Genomic DNA, 18,584 nt, shown 5'->3' on the forward strand with positions numbered 1-18,584 from the left:
CAACAGGGACCGGGCCGAAAAGTGGGGAATAAATGGGGAATATCCCCCTAGTTATCAAGTCGTTGCGCTAAGTAGCTGAAATACAAACAAATTATTTATGGCATGCGGTTTGCTCAAGGGGATTTGTCGAGATTTTCCCTGTGAGCACCCACAGCGAGGCCCGTGATCATGACCGGCATACCCCACGCTCATCACCTGCTTAACCTGCTGCTGTTTCTAGCGCCGATATTTGGCATCGAGATGGCAGAAGCCGCCGCACGCTGCGAGCGTAATCTGGTGGCCAACATCGTGGCGCTGGACCAGCCGTTGATGTTCAACCGCCTCGGTGCGCAGAACGCCAACGGCATGATGTTCGCCCTGCGGCGTGACGTGGTCGACGACCACAATATGTCCCTGGCCCAGGGCGGCGCGGCAGTGCCGGGCAAAGTCTCGCTGCGGCCCGACAAGCGTCCGCGTCCTTTGGTGTTGCGGGTGGCCGCCGGTGACTGCCTGACTATCAACCTGCAAAACCTGCTGGCGTACCAGGCCAATCCTGGCGGCCACGAAATCGCCGATGGCGGGGTCGAGGGCGAAATCGAGGTCGGCAACGTCGACCACTTTAAAGTCGATGAGCAAGTCACTGACCGGCATGTCGGCTTCCAGGTCAACGGCATGCAAGCGGTCAACAGCATCGATGACATTGCCTCGTACACCGGGCGCAACGCCAATGCATTGGTCGCTCCCGGCGGCACCCGTTCCTACACCTTGTACGCCGAGCGCGAAGGCGCGTTCGCGGCCAGCAGCCGTGGCGCGACCTTCGGTGGCGAAGGCGATGCGGGCAACGTGGCCAACGGCCTGTTCGGCCAGGTGGTGGTTGTGCCCAAGGGCGGGCGCACCTACCGTAACACCGTCACCGAAGAAGAGATGCGCCTGGCGAGTGTCGGGCGCACGCCGGCCGGTCAGCCGATCGTCGATTACCAGGCGCGCTACCCGCAGCGCGAACCGTGGATCCGTGAAGGCAAGGCCGGCACGCCGATTATCAGCATGGTCGACGGCAATGAAATCATCTCCAGCGAGAGCGACGCGATTGTGATGGGCAGCAATGCCGATGGCAGCTTCCCGCCATCGACCTATCCGCTGGAAGCCATCGGCAAACGCAACCCGGCGATCCCCAACCGCCTGGAGCCGTTCCGTGATTTCGCTTCGCAGTTCCAGGATGAAACGGCTGCCACCCAGGCATTCCCCGCTTACTGGGCGGACCCGGTCATGGCCCACGTGCTGGAGCCGACCCGCGATTCGTTCATGATCAACTACGGCTCCGGCGGCATGGGCGCCGAGGTCGTCGCCAACCGCTTGGGCGTGGGGCCGATGCACGATTGCTTGTCCTGCGCCTATGAAGAGTTCTTCCTCAGCTCGCACACCGTGGGCGATGTCGCGATGCTGGTGGACGTGCCGGCCAACGCTGGTCTGGAAGGCATTCTCCCGGGGCAAGTACCCAACGCCGATCAGGTCGGGGTCAAAGCGACCATGGCGCTGTATCCGTCCGAGCCGTCCAACGTCAACCACAGCTACATCGGTGACTTCGTCAAATTCCGCAACACCCACAACGGCCACGAGCAGCACATCTTCCACCTGCACGGCCATCAGTGGCTGTTCAATCCCAACGACGACAATTCCGACTATGTCGACGCCCAAGGCATCGGCCCGGGTGCCGGCTACACCTATGAAATCGCCAACGGCGGTTCAGGCAACCGCAACCGCGTTGCCGGCGATGCGATCTACCACTGCCACTTCTATCCGCATTTTGCCCAGGGCATGTGGAGCATGTGGCGGGTCCACGATGTCTTCGAGGAAGGCACCAAGCTGGAAGTCTCGCAACAAGGCACCGACGGTTTCCACAGCGAACCTTATGCCCTGCGCAGCGGTAAACCGGCCGCTGGTGCCCGGGCCTTGCCCGATGGCGAAATCGTCGCCGGTACGCCGATTCCTGCGGTCGTGCCGCTGCCGGGCAAAGCGATGGCGCCAATGCCAGGCAAAGTCGCGATCGTACCGAAAATCGGCGAAGCGCTGGTGGCCGGTGGCGATGACGATGAAGCGGGTGACGACGGCGAACACCATGGCGGCAGCGGCGGCGCTCAGGCCATCGGTTCCCTGGCGCTGGTGGACCGCAGCGAAGCCAACCGCAATGCCGACGGCAGCCTGAAAAACCCGGGCTATCCGTTCTGGATCGGCGGCATGGAAACATCGGTTGGCCAACGCCCGCCAACCCCTCCGCTGGACATGCTCGACGCCGCCAAGGCACAGGCCCTGAAAAGCAGTGGTAATGCCTTGTGGGCCAACCTCGATCCGGCGCAATCCGGTGGTTGGGACGGCGGCCTGGGGCGTCATTCGCTGGACGGTTTTTCCTCCGGTGGCCAGGCGCACACCGTGACCACGTCCCTGGATTTCTCCAAGGAAGTGACCCGCGCCAAGCCGCTTTACGTGCCTGAAGAAGGCACCGAAGTCGAACAGGCGGCCATGGCGTTCCACGCTAAAAAGGACCACCCAAGCTTCGCCGTGCTACCGGGCAACCAAGTGGTGGCGCGCAACTTCCGCACCAATGGTGCGTTGCCGATGGCAGGCGCGCCGTATTACGAACCGTGCATGGATGATCGGCAAAAACGCCTGACCAGCAGTGCCGGCACTGGCGAGTTCAATAGTGGAGAACGTATCGACGGCATGTCCTATAGCGGCTCATCGACGTTCACCGCCGACCGGCCGCGCATCTACAAAGCCGCGAACATCCAGTTCGACGCGGTCTACAACAAGGTCGGTTACCACTTCCCGCAGGCGCGCATTCTGGCGCTGTGGGAAGACGCCTGGCCGGTGATCACCAAGCAGCGTCCGCCAGAGCCGCTGGTGATGCGCATGAACACCTTCGACTGCGTGCAGTACCAGCAAACCAACCTGGTGCCAGCCGTCTATGAAATGGACGACTATCAAGTGCGCACACCGACCGACGTGATCGGTCAGCACATCCACCTGCCGAAATGGGACCTGACGGCCGCCGACGGTTCGGCCAACGGCTGGAACTACGAAGACGGCGTGCTTTCCCCGGGTGCCGTGCAAGAACGCATCCACGCCATTCGCGAGTTCAACCAGTGCCAGGGCACCGATCCGCGTGACGGAACGCCGGCCTGTCCGAAAGCCAAGAACCACCCGTACTTCGGCCAGTTTGGCCGCGCCGATTGGCTTGGCGCGCGCACTGCGATGCAACGCTGGTTTGTCGATCCGGTAGTGAACAGCAAAGGCGTCGACCGCGGCCTTGGGACCATTTTCACCCACGACCACCTCGGCCCATCGACTCACCAACAGATTGGCCTGTACGCCACCGTGCTGGCTGAACCGGCCGGTTCGACCTGGTTCCACGCCGAAACGGGAGAGCCGTTGTACAGCGGCGCACGGCAGGACGGCGGGCCGACGTCGTGGCAAGCGGTGGTGTCCACCGGGGACCTGGACGGTGACGGCAAGAACGACAGCTTCCGTGAGTTCTTCCTCGAATACAGCGACTTCCAGCACGCCTATGAAGCCGGGGTGTACGTCGGCGCCGGCCCTAACGGCGTGCCTAACGCGCAAGCCTTCCCGGCCACCGCGGACAGCTTCCGCTACGCGATCAACCCGCCGGTGCGCAGAGAAGCCGAGACCCTGCTTGAGCAGGTGGTCGAGGCGCGTGGTGGACTGACGCCCGGTTGTCCAAGCCGGCCGTGCCCACAAGCCATCTCGATCGATGACCCTGGCATGTTCGTGGTCAATTACCGCAACGAACCGCTGGCCCTGCGGGTGTACGACCCGAACAAGGTCGGCCCGGACGGCAAGCGTGGCATGCAGGCCGATGGCCTGGGCGGTGACCTGGCGTACGCCATGCAAAGCCGCACCGACCGCGCGATCCCGGCGATGAACCTGGCGCCGAACCTGATCACCGCCGCCACTGGCCCAACCGGCGGCACCACGCTGTTCCCGCCGCACATCAACCGTGGTGGCGCGGAACCGGGTGACCCGTTCACCCCGATGCTGCGCACCTACACCGGTGACAATGTGCGGCTGCGGGTGCATGCCGGCGGTCACGAAGAAGAGCACAACGTGACCCTGCATGGCTTGAAGTGGCTGCAAAGCGGTTCCGGTTATGGCAACAGTTCCAACTCCGGGTGGCGCTCTTCGCAAATGATCGGGATCTCCGAGCAGATGGGCTTCATTGCGCCGGTTTCGATGATGTCCAGTGCCGCGGCGACCACGGGCGATTATCTCTACTCGATGGACGCTTCGCTGGAAGGCTACTGGAGCGGGATCTGGGGCGTGATGCGCAACTACACCGCGCAGCGCAGCGACCTGTTCGCGCTGCCGAATAACCCGAAACCGGCGGGTGTGCGCAACACCGTGGCGTTTGACGGCGTCTGCCCACGGATCAGCGCCAACCCGAATGGCATCGGCACCCGGCCGACGGTGCAACGCAACTATGAAGTGGTTGCCGCGCTGGCCAATGACATCCTCGGCAATCCGTTGAACCTGTCCATGGCCGACCCGGCCGGGATCGGCCAACACGTCGGCGGGCCGTTGAATGCAGCGGGTGGCACCCTGGTGTACAACTCGCGGGCCGTGAATATTCCTCAGGTCACGGTCAGTGATCCCCAGGACGGGACGACGTTTACCATCGGTGGGCAAAGCGGTCCGCTGCATGACCCGACCGCGATCCTGTATGTGCGCAAGTCAGACCTCGATCCGGTCACCGGCAAGCTCAAACCCGGTGTGCCTGTCGAACCGCTGGTGCTGCGCGCGACGGCGGGTGACTGCATCAACATCACCCTGGAAAACCGCCTGCCCAGCGTGATGCCGGACCTGACCCAGACCGCGACGGTGATGGGCATGGTCAAGCGCGATCGCAACGATGGCGAGGGCTCGACCACCTTCAGCAACAACCTGATGCGGCCGTCCAGCACCGTGGGCCTGCATGCACAATTGCTGGCGTACGACATCACCAAATCCGACGGCACCAACGTCGGCACCAACCCGATCCAGACCGTGCCGCCACGGGTGGGTAACACCGGGGCATACCCGACCCGGACCTATCAGTACTACGCCGGGCACCTGGAGCGTGAAGGCAAACCGATCTCGCAGCTGGGCCGCAGCGTCGACAACATCAACGCCACGGCCGTGGAGTTCGGCGGGTTGAATTTCACCCCGGCGGACGTGATCAAGCAGCCGCAAAAAGGCCTCGGGGGTGCGATGAGCATCCTGCCGATCGGCGCTACCTGGGTCGATGATGCGCGCAAAGTCTCGGCGACCGTCACCGCCCCCGGGCAAACCACCTACCGCGACTTTGCGATGGTCTGGCAGAAAGCGCTGAACATGCGCTGGGCCAACGGTCGTCCGGTGGAAGGCATTGCCTCGGAAGCCGGTGTGCCGACGGATCCGCAGGACAATTCGAGCATGGCCATCAACTACAAGACCGAGCCGATGTGGTTCCGCTTCGGCCTGCCACCGGACGCGCCATTCGGCCACGCCGACGGCCATGGTTACGGCGATGTTCCCAACGCGCACATGGCCTTCAGCAACGCGCTGGTGGGCGGCGATCCACAAACGCCGGTGCTGTATGTGAAACCGGGGCAACCGTTCCGCACCCACATCCTGATGCCGACCGGTGGCAGCCGTGGTTCGACCTTCCAGCTCGATGGTCACGTCTGGTCGGTGAACCCGTTCCAGTCGGAGAAGAGCGATACCGGTGGTTATCCAATGGCCACCCCTGGCGTGGGGTCGGTGCGCTTCGGCTACAACCCGATGTCGATGTACGTCGGCGCCCACGAAAGCATCCTGCCCGCGGCGCACTTCAGCTTCATGCATCCCAGCGCCGGCGGCAGCAACGCCATACCGGGCGACTACCTGTTCCGCGACTACGGCGCGTACGGCAACACGGCAGGGCTTTGGGGATTGTTGCGGGTGACCAACGAGCCCGAACCGGCGCCGGCGCCGTAAGACGAGGGATGGGAGCCGACACCGCTCCCACAAGGGATAAGGCAGACACAGATCTGTAAGGGGAGGTTTGTATGAACAGGACCATCAAAACCAGCGTTGGCTTACTGGTCGTTGCGGTGGCGCTCATCAGCTTCGGCGTCTGGCGCACCGCGCCGCCAAGCATGCTGAGCGAGGTTGCCCTGCCGGACACCTGGAGCGCTCAGAACCTCTCCCGTGACGGTGTGTCGGTGGCGCTCGAGGTCAAGCCACTGGCCAAAGACGGCGTGTTGCGTGAAGGCGAGTTTGCCGATGTGCAGTTCCGGGTCACCGACAGTGCCTCGGGCCAGCCGTTGTCGGGGGTGAACCCCGGCGCCTGGCTCGACCCGGAAACCGTCGCCGCCGACCAGGCCCAGGGCCGTGAACAAAGCTGCAAGGCACGGGTCGGGGTGTTCCTCAAATCGAGCATCGGTGCACGGCCGATGCTCGACCTCAACAGCTACTTCCTGCTAGTGATGAACCGCGACGCCAGCGTTTCGGTGGTTGACCCCTCGGTCTCGGTAGGCGGCATCACCAGCACACTGGCACGCATCGACATCAAGCAGCCACCGATGGATTGGGTCACCCCGAAGGACAACAAAAGGGTGTTCGTTTCCATGCCGACGGCCAATGAAATCGCGGTGATCGACAGCGCACAATTCAAGTTGCTCGACTCTGTCGCCGCCGGCAGCAACCCGGTGCGCGTGGCCTTGCAGCCGGACGAGCGCCTGCTGTGGGTGGGCAACAATGCCAAAACCGTCGAGGAATCCGGCGTCACGGTGATCGACGCGCGCAGCCTCAAGCCGCTTAAACACCTGGCCACCGGTGCCGGGCACCATGAAATCGCCTTCAGCAAAGACAGCCGTTACGCCTTCGTCAGTAACCGCGACGACGGCACACTGAGCATTATCGAGATTGCCAGCCTGACCCTGAGCAAGCAGCTCAAGACCGGTTCGCACCCGCTGTCGGTGGCGTACTCGCCGCTGTCCCAGGCGATTTATGTCGCCGATGGCAAGGATGGCACCGTCACCGTGGTCGACACCAGCAGCCTGGCCGTGCGCCGGGTGATCAAGATGAAGCAGGGCCTGGGCCCGATGGGTTTCAGCGCCGACGGGCGTTTCGGCATCGTCCTCAACACCCTGGAAAACCAGGTGGCGGTGATCGATGCAGCCACCGATTCGCTGATCCATGAACTGGACGTGTCCGCCGAACCCTACCAAGTGGTGTTCACCAAGGCGTATGCCTATGTGCGCGGCCTGGCCTCGGCCAAGGTCACGATGATCAACCTGTCCTCTCTCGGAGCCGGTCGCACGCCGATCAGCCAGGGTTTTGAAGCCGGGCCTCAGGCGCCACGGCTGGCCGGTGATTTGCCACTGGCTTCGAGCCTGGCAGTGTCGCGCGATGACAACGCGGTGTTCGTGGTCAACCCGGTGGACAACACCACCTATTTCTACGCCGAAGGCATGAACGCGCCGATGTCCGGTTACCCCAATCGCGGGCAAGTGGCGCGCGCGGCGATGGTCATCGACCGCAGCCTGCGCGAGGTCGAGCCGGGGCTGTACAGCGCGCGGATCAAGCTGCCGGCAGCGGGGCGCTTTGACGTGGCGTTCCTGCTCAACCAGCCGAACATTATCCATTGCTTCACGGCGCTGGTGGAGCCGGACAAGAACCTTCAACAGCACGCAGGCGTGCCGAAAGTGGAGTTCATGCTCGACAAGTCCACCGCGGCCCTCGGCAATCCCTACGTGGTGCGCTTTCGCATCATCGAAGGCAAACAGAAAGTGCAGCGCATCGGGGTCAAGGACGTTCAAGTGCGCTATTTCCGCGCCCCGACGTCCCGGGCCCAGCAGGTTGCCGCGCTGGAAGTGGGCAACGGCATTTACGAAGCCCCGGTGAACCTCGACCAGAACGGCGCCTGGTACCTGCACGTGCGTGCGGCGTCCCTGGGCGCGAATTTCGATGACACGACCTTTGCCAGCGTTCGGGTGTTGCCCGGCGATGCCCACTGAAGAGGAAACCGACATGAAGCGATTCGCACACCGTGGGCTGCTGACGTTCTGCCTGTTGGCCGTCGGTATCGGTCAAGCCCTGGCGCACTCGGCGGATGAGCATTCCGGGCACGACATGCCGGCCAAGAGCGCGACGTCGGAAAGCGCCCAGGTCAAATTCGCCGACGTCGCACTGGTGGACCAGAACGGTAAAGCGGTGCGTCTTGAAAAGGACCTGGTGACCAACAAGATCGTGGTCATGAGCTTCATCTACACCAGCTGCACCACGGTGTGCCCGGTGGTGTCCTCGATCATGGGCAAAGTGCAGAAACAGCTTGGCGCGCGGGTCGGCGGTGAAGTGCAACTGGTGTCGATCAGCATCGACCCGCAGCGCGATGACGCCAAGCGCCTGAACGATTACGCACGCAGCTTCCAGAACGGCCCGGGCTGGAGCTGGCTGACCGGCAGCGCGCAATCGATCAACGAAACCCTCAAGGGCCTCGGCACCTTCAGCGGTGACTTCAAAAGCCACCAGCCATTGATCCTCGTCGGCGACGGCAACAGCCGCCACTGGACCCGCTATTACGGCTTCACCGATCCGGCTGTGCTGACCCGCCAAGTCGAGAAACTCAGCGGCCAGCGCAACGCCCACGCCAAGCACACCGCCATAGCCATGGAGCAACAGCCATGAAAGCGCTCGCGTTGATCTTCCTTACCATGTGTTTTTGCGTGATCAGCTTCCTGGCCTTTTCCCATGAAGAACACGCAGAACCCGCGCCGGCTGTCGCGGCTGCACCACCGGCGACCGGCACCCATGATGCGAAAACCTGGTTCACCGACACCCCGTTGCAGGACCAGAACGGCAACACCCTGCGCTTCTACAGCGATGCGCTGCAAAACCGCGTGGTGCTGCTGAACGTGATTTACACCAGTTGCACCGATGCCTGCCCGCTGATCACCCGCAAACTCAAGGAAGTGCGTGAGTTGCTGGGCGACAAGGCCGATGGCATCACCTTTATTTCCCTTACCAGTGATCCGCTGCAGGACAGGCCAGCGGTGCTCAAGGCTTACACCTTGAAGCAGGGCGTCGATGGTCCTCACTGGCTTTTTCTTACCGGCGACAAGGCACAAATGGACCTTGTACTGGGGCGCATCGGCCAGATCGTGCCGACCCCCGAGCAGCATTCAACACAGTTGATCGTGGGTGACGTGGCCAACAAACGCTGGAGCAAGATCCGTCCCGATGCGCCAGCTGCCGCCATTGCCCAGCGCTTGCAGTTGCTGACAATGCCCGTGGCCGGTCGTTGAGTCCGGGCCATGAAAACGTCCCTCGTCCTCGGCCTGCTCCTCCTTGGCGGAATCAGCCTTGCCGCCCATGCGTTGTCGCTGAGCCCCAGCGAAAGTGCCGGTAAACGGCTGTACCGCGAAGGGGTGTCGGCGAGCGGTGAGCCGATCATGGCCAGGGTCGGTGCGGCGGATATGCTGCTGCCCGCCACCAGCCTGCCGTGCGCCAATTGTCACGGCGACGACGGCCAGGGACGTCCCGAGGGCGGGGTCAGGCCACCGGACATCAGCTGGTCGCGTCTGTCCAGCAGATACGGTCAGCAGCAGGTCAATGGCCGCGATTACCCGGCCTACACCGAGGGCACGTTGGCCCGTGCGATCCAGGAGGGGCGCGACTCGGCCAACAATCGACTGGACCCGGCCATGCCGCGGTTTGTGCTGTCGATGAATGATCAGCGCAACCTCACGGCCTATCTCAAGCGTGTGGCCGATGATCTTGATCCCGGCCTGAGCGCCGACAGTTTGCACCTGGGTACCTTGTTGCCGCGCCAGGGGCCGTTGAGTGAAGAGGGCGCCACGGTGGCGGCGGTGCTCAGGGGCTGCGTGGCGCGGATCAATGAGGCGGGGGGCATTCATGGCCGGCAATTGCGCCTGACCATCCTCGACCCCGGGCCCGATCGTGCCAGTGCCGAGCAGGCGCTGGAGCGCTTGATCGGGCAGGAACAGGTATTCGCCCTGATCGCGCCGCTGGCGCCGGCGCTCGACACGGAACTGGTCGAGCGCCTGGAAAGCGCCGGCGTTCCACTGATCGGGCCGCTGTCGCTGCAGGGCTCGCCCCAGGCCAGTCGGCAGATTTTCGAACCGCTGCCAGGCTTGCGCGAGCAACTGTTCGCCCTGGCCGACTACGCCACCAGCAGTTTGCGCGTGCTTCAGGGACCGACGTTGATCACTTACCCGGACGAGCCAAGCCAACGCCTGGCGGCGCAGACCCTCGGCCAATACCTGCAAGACCATGCGTGGCAGCAAGTGCGGCTGCAACCCTACAACTCCGCGCAGGACGAACTGCCATTGGGCTCGCGCTCGGTGTTCTACCTGGGCAGCAGCGGCGGTTTCAGCCGACTGGCCGAGCGCTTGCAGACGGCGGGTCAGGTGCCGTACCTGTTCGCAGCGTCGAATCAGGTCGCCGGCGATCTGTTTCAGGTGCCCAGTGATTTTTCCCGGCGGGTGTTTCTGGCGTATCCGTTCGTGCCCAGTGACTGGACGCTGGCCGGACGCCTGGCGTTGACGCAATTGCGCGAACACCAGGGGCTCGGCGGTGAGCACGCGGTGCTGCAAGTCGGCGCCTACAGTTCGATGCTGCTGTTGAGTGAAGGTATGAAGCAGGCCGGCCGCGACGCCAGCCGCGAGAAGCTGATCAACGCCCTGGAAGGCTTGCACGATTTCGACACCGGGCTGACTCCGCTGATCAGCTTCGGACCGGGGCGGCGGCTGGGCTTGAACGGTGCCCATATCGTCACCGTCGATTTGCCCGACCATCGCTTCTATCTGGTGGCCCCTTATAAACCCATTGCCGCGACACCCTGACTGGAGGCCTGACAATGAAACTCAAGGCTTTGTTGATCCTGCTCACGATGTGGGTCCCCGTAGCGTTGTGCAATAACGGTCCGGCTGCCGCACGGGTCAATGGCGAGGAAATTTCCGAGTTCCGCCTGGAGCGCTATTTCGCCGAATTCCTGGAGGACCAGGGGCGGGCAGTGGCCAGCATTCGCAGTCCCAAGGCGTACAAACAATTGCGCCAGAAAGCCCTGGACGCCCTGATCGACAAGGAGTTGTTGTGGCAGGAAGCGCTCAAGCGCGGGGTGGTGATCAGTGACGAGGTGGTGCAAAACCAGATCGACCAGACTCGCCAGGCCATCGGCGGTGCCGAGGTGTTCACCCGCCGTCTTGCCGATGCCGGTTTCGACGAGGCCGGTTTTACCGAGTACACCCGCCGCGAGCTGGCCGCGCAGCAGGTGTTTGCCGATCTGGTCCGGGTGGCGGCGCCGGATGAACAACAGGTCCGTGCTTTCTTTGAGGAGCATCGCGCTGAAATGAGCCGCCCCGAACAGGTCCAGGCGCGGCACATTTTGATCAAGGTGCCTCAGGGGGCCGATGCCGCCACAGTTGAAGCCGCCCGGCTACGCTTAGAGGAGATGCGTGTGAAAGTCACTCAGGGCGAAGACTTCGCCAGCGTGGCCCGTACCGGTTCCGAAGATACGACGGCAGCGGTCGGCGGAGATCTGGGCTATTTTCCTCGCGGACGCATGATGCCGGCGTTTGACGCCGCAGCGTTTGCCCTGGCCCCCGGCGAGGTCAGCGCACCGGTGCGTACGCCGTTAGGCTGGCATTTGATCTACCTACAGAACCACCAGGAGGCAGCCGATGTCTCAGAAGTTCAGGGACTTGAGATGGTTCGGGCTTACCTCGCCCGACAGCAAAACGCTCAGGCTCGTCTCCAGGTGTTGGCGACGCTTCGATCGAGCAATCGAATCGAGCGGATTGACGATGATTGAAGGTTTCCCCCCAAATGTGGGGAAAGCTTCAGGGGCAATTCCGAGTGCTTCCCCGCCTTTGGGGGATGGAGTTCCTGAGATAAAAGTTTTTTCCACGAAAATCAATAGGTTGTATCGGTCGAAAACCGGCGCTCAGCCTGGCATGAAGTGTGCGTTAGCCTAATCAAGGCGCGTACTCCCAGGCACGAATATCGGACCTGCGGTTTCAAGGAGTCCACCTTGTTAAACAAAGTACTGGTTGTTGAAGACGAACAGCTCCTTGCACAAAACCTCCAGGATTACCTGCAGGCGCAAGCGCTGAACGTCCGGATAGCGCACAGCGGTTACGAAGCGATTGGCGAAGCCGAACGTTTTGAACCCGATGTGATGGTGTTCGATTACCGCTTGCCCGATATGGAAGGCTTTCAGGTGCTCGATGCCGTCCGCCAGAACAGGAAGTGTCATTTTGTGCTGATTACCGGGCACCCCACCGCTGAAGTCTGTGAGCGGGCCCGGGAACTGGGAGTCAGCCATATCCTGTTCAAACCGTTTCCGATGGCGGAATTGGCCCGAGCAGTCTGTGACCTTTTAGGGATGCAGCGCGAACGCCGGGCAGGCGCAAGCCAATCCGAAGGATTCGTCGAACGACGCCAGAGCAGGACCGAAAGTTTCCCGCTGCAGTTGTACGACGGCAGTTGGGTGCTGGCAGATCGTCGACGAAGCACATCGACCTCCATGGCACCAGACGACGAACAATTGCTCACCGGGGAGTAGTGGCGCGACAAGCGGTTCCGGCCTCCACCGAAATTGCTCGCCGCGTCGACAGGGCTCAAAGCCCCCGGCGTTGGAGAGCAAGCCATGGACCGTCTATCCCTTGCCGTAGAACCGGCGCTGTTGGAATGTGTACCGTCCCGTTTTACCAGTGAACAACTGGCCCAGGCCCGGGCCAGGGCGACCAGTTCCGGGGAACGGGTCCTGGAAGCCCTCGGGGTGTTGTGCGAACTGGCCCCCATGCCCTTCATCCAGTGCCTGGGCGCAACCCTGCATTATCCGGTGCTCGACACCGACACGCTGTTCAAGGCCACCCCGGTGTTCGACCGGGTCACCCTGGCCCAATGCCTCAAACGCGAATTCATCCTGCTGCGTCACGACGATGCCGTCATCGGCGTGTTTGCCGACCCCTTCGACACCACGCGCCTGGCCTGGATCGATGACTGCCTGCACGGTGCGCCGCTGTATCTGGTGCATGCCGACGACCTCAAAGCCTACCTGGCTCGTCACGAAGAGAGCTTCCACGCGGTGGAATCGCTCAACGCCCAGGCCGACGCCAGCGTCGAAACCGATACCCTGCAAAGCCTGTCCCTGACCAGCATCAGCGAAGACGCCAGCGTCGTCGTCAAACTGGTCAACTCGACCCTCTACGACGCGCTGAAAATGCACGCCAGCGACATCCACCTGGGCACCACCGGCAGCGGCCTGGTGATCAAGTACCGGATCGATGGCGTGCTCAACAACATCAGCAAGATCCAGGGCAGCGAGTTCGCCGAGCAGGTGATTTCCCGGGTCAAAGTCATGGCCGAACTCGATATCGGCGAAAAGCGCGTGCCCCAGGACGGCCGCTTCAAGATCGGCATCAGCGGCCGGCAGATCGACTTTCGGGTGTCGATCATGCCGAGTATTTTTGGCGAAGACGCGGTGTTGCGGGTCCTCGACAAACAGGACCTGGCGGACAAGGTCAGTGGCGTGCAATTGCAGGCCCTGGGCTTTGAGGAAGAAACCCTGCGTGCGCTGCGCCGGCTTGCGGCCGAACCCTACGGCATGGTGCTGGTGACCGGGCCGACCGGCAGCGGCAAGACCACCACGCTGTACGCGATGATCACCGAGATCAACCATGGCGTGGACAAGATCATCACCATCGAAGACCCGGTGGAATATCAACTGCCTGGCGTCCTGCAAATTCCGGTCAATGAAAAGAAAGGCCTGACCTTCGCCCGTGGCCTGCGCTCGATCCTGCGCCATGACCCGGACAAAATCATGGTCGGTGAAATCCGCGACCCCGATACGGCGCAGATCGCCGTGCAGTCGGCGCTGACCGGGCACCTGGTGTTCACCACCATTCACGCCAACAACGTGTTCGACGTGATCGGCCGGTTCACCCAGATGGAAATCGACCCCTACAGCCTCGTCTCGGCCCTCAACGCCGTGCTGGCCCAACGGCTGATCCGGCTGGTCTGCAGCAGTTGCAGCGCGCCGAGCAATCCGAGCGATGAAGAGCTGCGCCAATCCGGCCTCGACCCGCAAAACGTCGACCATTTCCACTTCGTCCATGGCAAAGGCTGCGGCCATTGCCGCGGCACTGGCTATCGCGGGCGTACCGCGATTGCCGAACTGCTGCACCTGGACGACGAGCTGCGGCAGATGATCGTCGAGCGCCAACCCATTTCGAAAATCAAGGCACACGCCTGCAAACGTGGCTTGCGCCTGCTGCGCGAGTCGGCGCTGGAACTGGTTGCAGAGGGGCGGACCACGCTCGAGGAGATCAATCGTGTCACTTTTGTCTCGTGATCGTTATGTCGCCGTGCTCGGCGCCAGTGGTGTCGGCCTCGGTCAGCGCAAGGGCAGTGAAACCCTGTGGCTGGGCAGCGTCGGCTTTATCGACGAAGGCTTCCATGCCTGGGCCGTCGCCCTCGAAACCCTCGACCGCTTGCTGGGCGAACACGCCCCCGCCGGTGCCGAATTGAGCGTGGTGATCTCCGGTCACTTCAGCCGCTTCTGCCTGGTGCCCTGGAGCGAACAGATCAGCAGCCCCGACGAATTGCTCGGGTTTGCCCAGCTGTGTTTCGAAGACCTTTACGGCGCACCGACGCAACCCTGGAGCATGGTCCTGTCGGCTGAGCCTGCGGGTTACGACCGGATCGCCACCGCGTTGCCCGAAGACTTGCTGGCACGCCTGCGCAGCCTGGTCAGCGGTCGCGGCCTGCGTCTGCGCTCGGTGCAACCGTACCTGATGGCAGCATTCAATCACTTCGATAAAAGCCTCGATGCCGGCGACTTCCTGTTCGTGGTGGCTGAGCCGGTGCGCAGTGTGTTGCTGCTGGCGAGGGAAGGGCGCTGGACTTCGGTGCGCTCGGTCGGCAGCAACGACAGCGACGCTGCACTCAGCGCATTGATCGGCCGTGAAAGCCAGTTGCAAGCCTCCACCAGCGAGCGGCCGCTGAACATTTACCTGCACGCGCCAGCTCGCATCGATGTGCAGCCTGACGTACCCGGTGTGCACCTGCGCACCCTTGAAGAGGACCGGACTGGCGTACGCGATAGCTTGTACGTCATGTCCCGGGCGGTGGCCTGACATGCGCGCCCTGACGCTCGACTTCCAGCCACGCCGCCGCTCGGGCCCATTGGGCTGGAGCCTGCTGGCCGGCGGCGTGGTGTTGGTGATGAGCTGCTTCATCGCGCAACAGCATGTCACCGAACAGGCCTCGCAACAGCAAGGCCATTTGCAGCACGCCCAACGCGTCCTGACCGGCGACACCGGCGCCTCTTCCACCCTGACCCCGGCTGAAACCCGTGAGCAGGCGCAGAACCTGGCGGAGATGCGCAAAGTCTCGCAGCAACTGCGCCGGCCCTGGGAACGCCTGTTCGCCATGCTCGAAGCCATGCCACGCGACAACATTGCCTTGCTGAGCCTGACCCCGGATGCCCGCAAAGGTCAGGTGCGCATCAGCGCCGAAGCGCGTGACCTGGAAGCGATGCTCGACTTCCATCGTCGCCTGGAAGCCAGCGATGAGCTGTCGGATGTGTCGCTGCTCAGCCATGAAATTGTTGTGAAGTCCCCTGAACAACCGGTGCTATTCAACCTGTCAGCTAACTGGGAGATCGGCGATGCGAATCTCTAGATTGATCGTCCACGAATACCTGCAAGGCCTGGGTGTGCCCGGCGTGGCCGGATTGGCGATGCTGTTGCTGGCACTGGTCTGGGCCCTGGGTGGCCTGATGCCTGACTGGAGTTCGTTGCAAACCCTTACCCAGCAGACCCGCGAAGCCGGCGAGTACCTGGCCAAGGTCGAAGACGGCAGCGTCGCCGCTCCGGTGGTGCCGCAACGTCAGCTCGATGACTTCCGCAGCAAGTTACCGTCGCAGCCACAAGCCACTGTAGCCATCGACAAGATCTACGCGCTGGCGGCCCAGGAACACATCACCTTGGCCCGCGGTGAATATTCGCTGGGCGTCGACCCCAAGACCCACCTGGCGCGTTATCAGATTCTGCTGCCGGTGCGTGGCAGCTACCCGCAACTGCGGCGCTTCCTGCACGCCTTGCTCGGCCAGTTGCCGGCCGTGGTGTTGGAGGACGTGGAGTTCCAGCGTAAAAAAATCGCCGACACCGACCTGACCGGGCGGATCCGCATGACCCTTTACCTGTCGAGGTCATGATGAACACCAAACGCGTAGTGGGTTGGGTGGCGTTCTTCGGCGTATCGGCAGCGCTGACCTGGGGGCCTGATTACTTCATGCCCTCGGAGCAAGGCGATGCGGTGGTCGCTACCAGCGTAACGCCGGCTAAAAGCAAAACCCGTGGCACGTTGCCGGCTACTACGGCCAGTGACAAACCGACCGTGATCAAAGACCTGAGCCCGTCGGGCGATCTGTTCGCCGCCCGCAGCTGGAAAGCGGCACCGACACTGGCCAGCGTCAACGAACAACCCGTTAACCAGACCCCGGTGGTGCAAGTCCCCAGTGCGCCGCCGATGCCTTTCCAGTTCATTGGCAAGCTTGATGATCGTGCCGACCTGCAAGTGTTTTTGCAGAACGGCGAAAAAATATACGTCGTACGCAAAGGGGATGTGATCGACGACACCTGGCGGATCGAGGGGATTTCCGATGTGGAACTCCGCTTTGTCTATTTGCCTCTGCATTTGTCCCAGACATTGTCTGTGGGGAGCGCGCAATGAACAGATCCCGTTTGCTGATGAACCTTTGCATGTGTGCAGGGCTGGCTGCGTGCAGCTCGGCGCAGGTTGCCAAGCAGGAAGGGACAGACCTGATGGAGTCGGGTCAATACGAAGCCGGCCTGGCGCGTATCCAGGAAGGGCTCAAGGAAAATCCTCGCGACACCGAACTGCACCTGGCCCTGACCAGCGGCCGTGCCCGTGCGGTGACAGCGTTGTTGACCCAGGCCGAAATGGACCGCGCCCAACGTGATTTCGCCTCTGCCCGCCTGACCTATGGCCGGGTGTTGACCCTGGAGCCGAACAACCGCCGGGCCCAGGATGGCCTGCGCCAGCTGGAGCACATGCGCAGCCTGGATGACAAACTCGAACTGGCCCGGGGCGACCTGCGTCGCGGCGACATCTACGGTGCCGACCGCCAGGTCAAACAGATCCTCGAACTGGACCCCAAGAATGACGGCGCCCTGGAGTTGCAAGGCAATATCCGCCTGGTGCAAAGCCGCAACGTGATTCCGTATCCGCAACTGCGCACTCGCCTGGACCGGCCGGTGACCCTGGAATTTCGCGACGCCAACCTCAAAACCATTTTCGAAGTGCTGTCCCAGGTTGCCGGTTTGAATTTCATCTTCGACAAGGACCTGCGCCCGGACATGAAAGCCACCATCTTCGTGCGTGACGTGCGCATCGAAGACGCTGTGGAACTGCTGCTGCAACAGAACCAGCTGCATCAGAAAGTGGTGAATGAAAACACCTTGCTGATCTACCCCGACTCGCCGCAAAAGCTCAAGGACTATCAAGAGCTGGTGATGCGCACGTTCTACCTGACCAGCATCGACGCCAACACCGCGTTGAACATGATCAAAACCATGCTCAAGACCCGCGATGTGTTCGTCGATGAGCGCCTCAACACATTGACCATGCGCGACACCGAAGACGCCGTGCGCATGGCCGAAAAACTCTTGCAATCACAGGACCAGTCCAACCCCGAAGTGGTTCTGGAAGTGGAGGTGATGGAAGTCGCCACGCAACGGATTCTCGACCTCGGGCTGCAATGGCCAAACACCTTCGGCGTGGTCAACAGCGACGGCTCGGCCGTGACGCTGCTCGATCAACTCAAAGGCATCAACTCCAGCCGGATCACTATTTCGCCGTCGCCCCAGGCCAAGATCAACGCGCAGGACAACGACATCAACACCCTGGCCAGCCCGGTCATTCGCGTCAGCAACCGCGAGCAGGCGCGCATCCACATCGGTCAGCGTGTGCCGATCATCAGCGCCACCTCGGTGCCTTCGACCCAGGGCCCGGTCATCACCGAAAGCGTTACCTACCTGGACGTCGGTCTTAAACTGGAAGTGCAGCCGACCGTGCACCTGAACAACGAAGTGGCGATCAAGATCGCCCTTGAAGTCAGTAACGCCACGCCGCTGGAACCGACCCGCCAGGGCACGATTCCGGTTCAGGTCGACACCCGCAACGCCCAGACCACGCTGCGCCTGCATGACGGCGAAACCCAGATCCTCGCCGGCCTGATGCGCAACGACCACGGCGCCACGGGTAACAAGATTCCGGGCCTTGGCGACATCCCTGGCCTGGGCCGTCTGTTCGGCAGCAACAAGGACACCGTCGGCAAGTCCGAACTGGTGCTGTCGATCACGCCGCGCGTCGTGCGCAACCTGCCGTACCAGAGCCCGTCGGACATGGAGTTCACCACCGGCACTGAAACCAGCATGCACATCCAGGCGCCGGACCGGCAGATGGAAACACCGATCCAGAATGAACACATCGATCGGCCAGTGGCTTCGGCCACGACCACTGTCGTCGTTGAGAAACGCTGA

13 protein-coding genes are annotated in these 18,584 nt (G+C 62.5%); all 13 read left to right on the forward strand.

Annotated elements, in window-relative coordinates; translation table 11 throughout:
- The first annotated feature begins 168 nt into the window (after positions 1-168).
- The 13 genes from mnxG (at position 169) to K5K95_RS21045 (ending at position 18,584) form a co-directional block, all read left to right on the forward strand.
- Positions 169-5,985 (forward strand): manganese-oxidizing multicopper oxidase MnxG, encoded by a 5,817-nt coding sequence (mnxG, locus tag K5K95_RS20985; protein WP_222585905.1) that lies wholly within the window; start codon positions 169-171, stop codon positions 5,983-5,985.
- Positions 5,986-6,056: 71 nt separating this feature from the next.
- The gene (locus K5K95_RS20990; RefSeq protein ID WP_222585906.1) at positions 6,057-8,009 is read left to right on the forward strand and encodes a cytochrome D1 domain-containing protein; all 1,953 of its coding nucleotides are present in this window, start codon (positions 6,057-6,059) and stop codon (positions 8,007-8,009) included.
- Between the two features lie 13 nt (positions 8,010-8,022).
- Positions 8,023-8,679: an SCO family protein gene (locus tag K5K95_RS20995; protein WP_222585907.1), complete on the forward strand. Its 657-nt coding sequence runs from the start codon at positions 8,023-8,025 to the stop codon at positions 8,677-8,679.
- Positions 8,676-9,296 carry an SCO family protein gene (locus tag K5K95_RS21000; protein WP_222585908.1) on the forward strand — a complete coding sequence of 207 codons (621 nt, stop codon included), beginning with the start codon at positions 8,676-8,678 and terminating at the stop codon, positions 9,294-9,296. Before K5K95_RS20995 ends, K5K95_RS21000 begins: the two co-directional genes overlap by 4 nt.
- 9 nt (positions 9,297-9,305) lie before the next feature.
- Positions 9,306-10,856, forward strand: a complete 1,551-nt coding sequence (locus tag K5K95_RS21005) for an ABC transporter substrate-binding protein (protein WP_222585909.1) — start codon at positions 9,306-9,308, stop codon at positions 10,854-10,856.
- Positions 10,857-10,870: 14 nt separating this feature from the next.
- Entirely contained in the window at positions 10,871-11,824 is a 954-nt protein-coding gene (locus K5K95_RS21010) for a peptidylprolyl isomerase (protein WP_222585910.1), read from the forward strand.
- A gap of 219 nt (positions 11,825-12,043) precedes the next feature.
- Complete coding sequence (locus K5K95_RS21015) at positions 12,044-12,577, forward strand: response regulator (protein WP_222585911.1); 534 nt, start codon at positions 12,044-12,046, stop codon at positions 12,575-12,577.
- A gap of 84 nt (positions 12,578-12,661) precedes the next feature.
- Entirely contained in the window at positions 12,662-14,368 is a 1,707-nt protein-coding gene (locus tag K5K95_RS21020) for a GspE/PulE family protein (RefSeq protein WP_222585912.1), read from the forward strand.
- Positions 14,349-15,152 (forward strand): hypothetical protein, encoded by an 804-nt coding sequence (locus tag K5K95_RS21025; RefSeq protein WP_222585913.1) that lies wholly within the window; start codon positions 14,349-14,351, stop codon positions 15,150-15,152. The genes K5K95_RS21020 and K5K95_RS21025 overlap by 20 nt, the downstream gene beginning before the upstream one ends.
- Before the next feature lies 1 nt (position 15,153).
- Positions 15,154-15,699 carry a PilN domain-containing protein gene (locus K5K95_RS21030; protein WP_222585914.1) on the forward strand — a complete coding sequence of 182 codons (546 nt, stop codon included), beginning with the start codon at positions 15,154-15,156 and terminating at the stop codon, positions 15,697-15,699.
- The gene (locus K5K95_RS21035) at positions 15,686-16,234 is read left to right on the forward strand and encodes a type II secretion system protein M (protein WP_222585915.1); all 549 of its coding nucleotides are present in this window, start codon (positions 15,686-15,688) and stop codon (positions 16,232-16,234) included. The genes K5K95_RS21030 and K5K95_RS21035 overlap by 14 nt, the downstream gene beginning before the upstream one ends.
- Positions 16,234-16,752 carry a hypothetical protein gene (locus K5K95_RS21040; protein ID WP_222585916.1) on the forward strand — a complete coding sequence of 173 codons (519 nt, stop codon included), beginning with the start codon at positions 16,234-16,236 and terminating at the stop codon, positions 16,750-16,752. Before K5K95_RS21035 ends, K5K95_RS21040 begins: the two co-directional genes overlap by 1 nt.
- On the forward strand, positions 16,749-18,584 hold the full coding sequence (locus K5K95_RS21045; protein WP_222585917.1) for a secretin N-terminal domain-containing protein: 1,836 nt from the start codon (positions 16,749-16,751) through the stop codon (positions 18,582-18,584). The genes K5K95_RS21040 and K5K95_RS21045 overlap by 4 nt, the downstream gene beginning before the upstream one ends.

The organism is Pseudomonas sp. DR48, assembly GCF_019823085.1.
Lineage (GTDB): Bacteria > Pseudomonadota > Gammaproteobacteria > Pseudomonadales > Pseudomonadaceae > Aquipseudomonas.

Excerpts from the sequence above, each read along its gene's own strand:
- mnxG (WP_222585905.1), top strand. The coding sequence starts at position 169 with ATGACCGGCATACCCCACGCTCATCACCTGCTTAACCTGCTGCTGTTT.
- K5K95_RS20990 (WP_222585906.1), top strand. The coding sequence starts at position 6,057 with ATGAACAGGACCATCAAAACCAGCGTTGGCTTACTGGTCGTTGCGGTG.
- K5K95_RS20995 (WP_222585907.1), top strand. The coding sequence starts at position 8,023 with ATGAAGCGATTCGCACACCGTGGGCTGCTGACGTTCTGCCTGTTGGCC.
- K5K95_RS21000 (WP_222585908.1), top strand. The coding sequence starts at position 8,676 with ATGAAAGCGCTCGCGTTGATCTTCCTTACCATGTGTTTTTGCGTGATC.
- K5K95_RS21005 (WP_222585909.1), top strand. The coding sequence starts at position 9,306 with ATGAAAACGTCCCTCGTCCTCGGCCTGCTCCTCCTTGGCGGAATCAGC.
- K5K95_RS21010 (WP_222585910.1), top strand. The coding sequence starts at position 10,871 with ATGAAACTCAAGGCTTTGTTGATCCTGCTCACGATGTGGGTCCCCGTA.
- K5K95_RS21020 (WP_222585912.1), top strand. The coding sequence starts at position 12,662 with ATGGACCGTCTATCCCTTGCCGTAGAACCGGCGCTGTTGGAATGTGTA.
- K5K95_RS21030 (WP_222585914.1), top strand. The coding sequence starts at position 15,154 with ATGCGCGCCCTGACGCTCGACTTCCAGCCACGCCGCCGCTCGGGCCCA.
- K5K95_RS21035 (WP_222585915.1), top strand. The coding sequence starts at position 15,686 with ATGCGAATCTCTAGATTGATCGTCCACGAATACCTGCAAGGCCTGGGT.
- K5K95_RS21040 (WP_222585916.1), top strand. The coding sequence starts at position 16,234 with ATGAACACCAAACGCGTAGTGGGTTGGGTGGCGTTCTTCGGCGTATCG.
- K5K95_RS21045 (WP_222585917.1), top strand. The coding sequence starts at position 16,749 with ATGAACAGATCCCGTTTGCTGATGAACCTTTGCATGTGTGCAGGGCTG.